The sequence below is a fragment of the Nocardiopsis trehalosi NBRC 14201 genome (assembly GCF_001552555.1).
In the GTDB taxonomy this organism is placed as follows: domain Bacteria; phylum Actinomycetota; class Actinomycetes; order Streptosporangiales; family Streptosporangiaceae; genus Nocardiopsis_B; species Nocardiopsis_B trehalosi.
Window position 1 is genome coordinate 1 of record NZ_BCRK01000315.1, and the last position, 3,094, is coordinate 3,094.

Sequence of the window (3,094 nt, forward strand, 5' to 3'; positions counted from 1 at the left end):
TGCGCCCGCCTCGGGCGGGCGCGCGCCGGACGCACGAGCCGGTGTCAGGCGGCGCAGAACTCGTTGCCCTCGGGGTCGCGCATGACCCACCAGTGCCCGGCCGGGCCCTGGTCGACCTCGCGGACGCGGGTGGCGCCCAGGGCCTCCAGCCGGTCGGCCAGCGCCCCCGGGCCGTCGGGGCCGTGGACGTCGATGTGCAGCCGGTTCTTCACCGACTTGCCCTCGGGGACGTCCTGGAAGAGCAGGCGGCGGCCGCGCCCGATGCCGTTGACCGGGTCGAACGGGTCGTCCGGGTGGCGGACGGCCGCGTACCCCCGGAAGATCCGCCGCCCCCGGTGCTCGGCGACGGCGGCCTCGGGCAGCCGCCCGGAGGCCAGCAGCCCGTCGATCAGCTCGCTCGGGTCCTCGACCTCGTATCCCAGGGCCGCCGCCCAGAAGTCGGCGAGCGCCGGGGCGTCGCGGGAGTCGATGACGAGTTTCCAGTCAAGTGCCATGTACCGGTTATAGTGGTTACATCCGGACGGCCGCAAGCGGCCCGCCGGGCACTGAGCCGAAGGGAGACCGCCATGCCCACGGGACTCACCAAGGACGCCGGCTGGCAAGTCGGGGTGTCGCGAACGCTGCCGCACCCGCCGTCCGTCGTCTGGGACTTCATCAGCGGATCCGAAGGGGTGGCCCTCTGGCTCGGCCCCGGCGCCGTCCTCACCCCCGATCCCGGTGCGCCCTACCGCACCGACGACGGCACCGCCGGCGAGGTGCGCGGATACCGGCCGGGCGACCGGATCCGCGTCACCCACGGCCCCACCACCGTCCAGGTCGCCGTCGCCCCCGCCGCCCGCCCCGGCTCCACTGTGCTCCGCTTCCACCAGGAGCGCATGGCCGACGCCGCGGAGCGCGAACGCCGCCGCGCGCACTGGCGGCGGGTCCTGGACGCGGTCGCCGACGCCCTCGACCGCGGCTGATCCCGGCCGCGCGGAGCGCCCACCGACGGGGCCGACCCGCGCGACACGCCGGGCGGGCGGTGGATGTTGGGCCACAATTCGCGGCGGGGAGTCCGCGATCCGGCCCCGCCGGATAACCTTCCACCATGAGTGTGCGGCGCATTATGGGCATCGAGACCGAGTACGGCATCTCCGTGCCCGGAAACCCCGGTGCCAACGCGATGGTGACCTCCACGCAGGTGGTCAACGCCTACCTCGCGGCCTCGGCCGCGCGGGCCCGCAAGGCCCGCTGGGACTTCGAGGAGGAGAACCCGCTCCGCGACGCCCGGGGGTTCGACCTCGCCCGCGAGGTCGCCGACCCCACCCAGCTCACCGACGAGGACCTCGGGCTGGCCAACGTCATCCTGACCAACGGGGCCCGCCTCTACGTCGACCACGCCCACCCCGAGTACTCCGCGCCCGAGGTGACCAACCCGCGCGACGCCGTCCTCTGGGACAAGGCGGGCGAGACCGTCATGGCCGACGCCGCGCGCCGGGCCGGGTCCATCCCCGGTGTCGAGCCCATCCAGCTCTACAAGAACAACACCGACAACAAGGGCGCCTCCTACGGCTGCCACGAGAACTACCTCATGCGCCGGTCCACCCCGTTCGGCGACATCGTCCGGCACCTGATCCCGTTCTTCGTCTCCCGCCAGATCGTGTGCGGCGCCGGCCGGGTCGGCATCGGCGCCGACGGCCGCGACTCCGGCTTCCAGATCAGCCAGCGCGCCGACTTCTTCGAGGTCGAGGTCGGCCTGGAGACCACGCTCAAGCGGCCGATCATCAACACCCGCGACGAGCCGCACGCCGACCCCGACAAGTACCGGCGGCTGCACGTCATCATCGGCGACGCCAACATGAGCGAGGTCTCCACCTACCTCAAGCTGGGCACCACCGCCCTGGTCCTCGCCATGATCGAGGACGGCTTCATCGGCGTCGACCTGTCGCTGGAGACCCCGGTCGCCGACCTGCGGGCGTTCTCCCACGACCCCGGCCTCACCCACACCGCCCGGCTGCGCGACGGCCGGCGCATGACCGCCCTGCAGCTCCAGCGCGAGTACCTGGAGCAGGCCCGCAAGTACGTCGAGGACCGGTTCGGCACCGACGTCGACCCCGACACCGCCGACGTCCTCGCCCGCTGGGAGTCCGTCCTCGACCGGCTCGCCGACGACCCCATGCGCCTCGCCGACGAACTCGACTGGGTCGCCAAGCTCAAGCTGCTGGAGGGCTACCGCACCCGCGACGGCCTCGACTGGGGCCACCACCGCCTCCAGCTGGTCGACCTCCAGTACTCCGACGTCCGCCCCGACAAGGGCCTGTACAACCGGCTCGTCGCCCGCGGCCGGATGAAGCGGCTGCTCGACCCCGCCGAGGTCGAGCGCTCCGTCACCGAGCCGCCCGAGGACACCCGCGCCTACTTCCGCGGCCGCTGCCTGGCCAAGTACGCCGACTCCGTCGCCGCCGCGTCCTGGGACTCCGTCATCTTCGACCTGCCCGGCCACGACTCCCTCCAGCGCGTGCCCACCCTGGAGCCGCTGCGCGGCACCCGCGAGCACGTGGGCGCCCTGCTCGACCGGTCCGCCACCGCCGCCGACCTCGTCGCCGTCCTCACCGGCGACCGGCGCTGACGGCGGGCCCGGCCCGCGCCCGCACCGCCGCCCTCCCGCGCGCGGTCCCGTGCGGCGTGCCTGGTGGGCGCGCCGCGCGGAATCCCCGCCGCGCCGTCCGTGTTCGCACGGGTGTACGGCACCTTCGGGGGTAACGTGCACACAACAGGCGCCGCGATCAAGGTTGAGGCGCCCGCGTCCGGGCCAAGATAAGGGCGAGAGCCCCGACAGGAGGTTGGTTCCATGGCGACGAAGGACACCGGCGGCCAGCAGCACGCCAACCGGCGCGACGAGGACGTCGAGGAGGTCGAGGCGAGCACCGACGTCCAGGAGCGCAACGAGAAGCTCGACGAGGACGTCGACGACATCCTGGACGAGATCGACGAGGTGCTGGAGAGCAACTCCGAGGACTTCGTCCGCCAGTTCGTGCAGAAGGGCGGCGAGTAGCCCCCGCTCCACGGAGCCGCCTCCCCGCGCGGCCCGCGGCGGCCACCCCCGCCGCGGCCA

General features: G+C 73.4%; 4 protein-coding genes. 3 read left to right on the forward strand and 1 reads right to left on the reverse strand.

Going from position 1 to position 3,094, the window contains the following annotated elements; all coding sequences use genetic code 11:
• Positions 1-44 precede the first annotated feature (44 nt).
• Positions 45-494, reverse strand: a complete 450-nt coding sequence (locus NT8_RS27720; RefSeq protein WP_067975968.1) for a VOC family protein — start codon at positions 492-494, stop codon at positions 45-47.
• Between the two features lie 72 nt (positions 495-566).
• Between NT8_RS27720 and NT8_RS27725 the strand changes: the two genes are divergently transcribed.
• The 3 genes from NT8_RS27725 (at position 567) to NT8_RS27735 (ending at position 3,034) form a co-directional block, all read left to right on the forward strand.
• A complete protein-coding gene (locus tag NT8_RS27725) occupies positions 567-962 on the forward strand; it encodes an SRPBCC domain-containing protein (RefSeq protein ID WP_067975970.1) in 396 nt (131 codons plus the stop codon).
• 125 nt (positions 963-1,087) lie between these two features.
• The gene (dop, locus tag NT8_RS27730; RefSeq protein ID WP_369406318.1) at positions 1,088-2,608 is read left to right on the forward strand and encodes a depupylase/deamidase Dop; all 1,521 of its coding nucleotides are present in this window, start codon (positions 1,088-1,090) and stop codon (positions 2,606-2,608) included.
• Between the two features lie 222 nt (positions 2,609-2,830).
• Positions 2,831-3,034 carry a ubiquitin-like protein Pup gene (locus tag NT8_RS27735; protein WP_067975977.1) on the forward strand — a complete coding sequence of 68 codons (204 nt, stop codon included), beginning with the start codon at positions 2,831-2,833 and terminating at the stop codon, positions 3,032-3,034.
• The last annotated feature ends 60 nt before the right edge of the window (positions 3,035-3,094 follow it).

Bases quoted from the DNA above. Each gene is read 5' to 3' on its own strand.
- NT8_RS27725 (WP_067975970.1), top strand. From the start codon at position 567: ATGCCCACGGGACTCACCAAGGACGCCGGCTGGCAAGTCGGGGTGTCG.
- NT8_RS27720 (WP_067975968.1), bottom strand. From the start codon at position 494: ATGGCACTTGACTGGAAACTCGTCATCGACTCCCGCGACGCCCCGGCG.
- dop (WP_369406318.1), top strand. From the start codon at position 1,088: ATGAGTGTGCGGCGCATTATGGGCATCGAGACCGAGTACGGCATCTCC.
- NT8_RS27735 (WP_067975977.1), top strand. From the start codon at position 2,831: ATGGCGACGAAGGACACCGGCGGCCAGCAGCACGCCAACCGGCGCGAC.